We start from the raw sequence: 1892 nt of genomic DNA on the forward strand, positions 1-1892 counted from the left end.
AAAACATCTACTGGAATACGGACATCAAANTTACCCGGGAGGAATTTCATAGGCACGTATGCATAAATGGCCTCGCTGTTTTCTCTAAAAGCAGATTCAATGAGAAAAAAGATCTTCTCTTTTTCTAATAAAAATAAATTCTGACAAACTCGCCCGCCCCTGTCGCCGAGAATAGGCGTCATTTGAAAAAGCACGTCACGCAGAGATGTTCCAAGATCGTAGTATCCAATCATTGCTCCTGAAATCCAATAAGCAATACGCCCAAATAGCCAGCAACCTCCATAATGGGAATCTAGTTCTATCTCTATCGAAAATCTTGCTCTATCACCGAATTCCATTTTTACTTTCCTAAAAGTTTCAAAACACTACTGGGCACTTGAGCGGCAGGGACAGTCCCACTGAAATGCACACTACCGGCGTTATCGAAGAAATAGCGATAATATCCGCCCTGGCCTTGGGCGTACCAAGTTCCCATTCCGCCACGTATTGAACCATTTTCATAAGCCCACTGCGCATCAACAGGCTCTGGCGTCTTAGCCGGGTTGTACAGAGGACTGCTTCGGTCGTGAGCTGGGTTTGCCTGATAACGTGGTTTGGTACGGCTCGCCACATTTTCCGGACTATAGGGACTGTTATTAAGTGCTGGACTTGTAGTGCTGGATAAATTACCACCATTCTTCGTCGCCGACTGAGCGTTGCTTTGTTCATCCTGCTTATTGAAGTTGGAGCCACCTTCTCCAGCATCAGAATTTCCTGTTGAAGCATAAATGTAAGTTGGCACAATCGCCGGGCGATATGTCACACATAGTAAGGAAAGTCCCCGCACACAACCCGAAATTGACGGTGTAACCAATGCACCAGCACTACCAGAAGGCCCTCCCATGTCCCATGGATCAGTTGGAGGTAAATCAGGTGGCAAAGCATTCGGTCCATGCTTTAAGATTTGAACGGCAGTTTGTCCAAAATCCCGTGCCAGTTGCGCGACAGTATTTTTGGCTAACTTTGCAACATCAAGCGCCAGATCTGGAGCGCCGTAATCAAATAGTCCGAGACTTCTCGCCAGTTCCAACTGCTTATATTCTGCGGTCAAATATGCGCTGTTTCCCCAATCCCCCATAGACTTGGTCTCAGCATATTCACGAGTACCTGGCGCAAACTCCTGCCAGCAACGGAACAAAGCGCAAGCTGCAGCTTGAAGGCGTGCTTCTTTTTTGGGATCGCCATCTGCAAGTTGTTTAATCTTGTCAATCTCGGCAGGGCTCGCCTGCCGATTATTCAAATCAACGTTGTAAGCACTAGCCGCGCCAGCGCCTCCTCCCACTGCAGTGCCAATTGCAGACGCCGCCGCAAGCGATACTGCGCTCTCCACTACCGGTGGCAGTCCTAATTTTTTGATCTGTTCAGCAATACCTGGCATCAATGCTGAACTTGCTGCTGCGCCCAAGGCCCCTGAGACACCACCAGCCAGTAATCCAATGGCAGCATGAGCACTAGCACGATAGACTCCGCCTTCTTTCCACTGATCGGCCTCAGCGCTCAACTTGGCAGCTTCGGCCTGATCACCATCCTGTGCCGCCTTAAGGGCTGACCGTCGCAGCTCCCCTTCTTTGGCATCCGCATAGCTACCAACCATCTTGGCCGCCTGCTGCCCAAACGCCTGCGTAATCTTCGCCTGCGCCTCAACATCCTCACGCAGTTGATTGCCGTCCCAGCTCTTCGCCAAACTATTGCTGCTGTCCTTACCCGTGCGTACCGATGCATCCAGCGACGCCACAGCCTGATCCGCACTCTGCCCCGTCCTGGGCTGCTGCGCCTGAGCATCCGTAATAGTCACTGCCGCACCAGAAAACCCACTCCGCGTCACGCTGGTCTCGCTACCCGAGGCGTTTCCG

Annotated in this window: 1 protein-coding gene and 1 pseudogene; both read right to left on the minus strand. The window is 51.0% G+C overall.

Going from position 1 to position 1892, the window contains the following annotated elements; all coding sequences use genetic code 11:
• On the minus strand, positions 1-338 hold a 338-nt coding region (locus tag I5W_RS29590), incomplete at its 3' end, for an Imm42 family immunity protein (protein WP_148289064.1).
• A gap of 2 nt (positions 339-340) precedes the next feature.
• Positions 341-1892: pseudogene (locus I5W_RS34405) on the minus strand (hypothetical protein); the annotation flags it as partial.

The sequence above is a fragment of the Herbaspirillum sp. B65 genome, from assembly GCF_000333555.1.
Taxonomy (GTDB): domain Bacteria; phylum Pseudomonadota; class Gammaproteobacteria; order Burkholderiales; family Burkholderiaceae_D; genus Herbaspirillum; species Herbaspirillum rubrisubalbicans.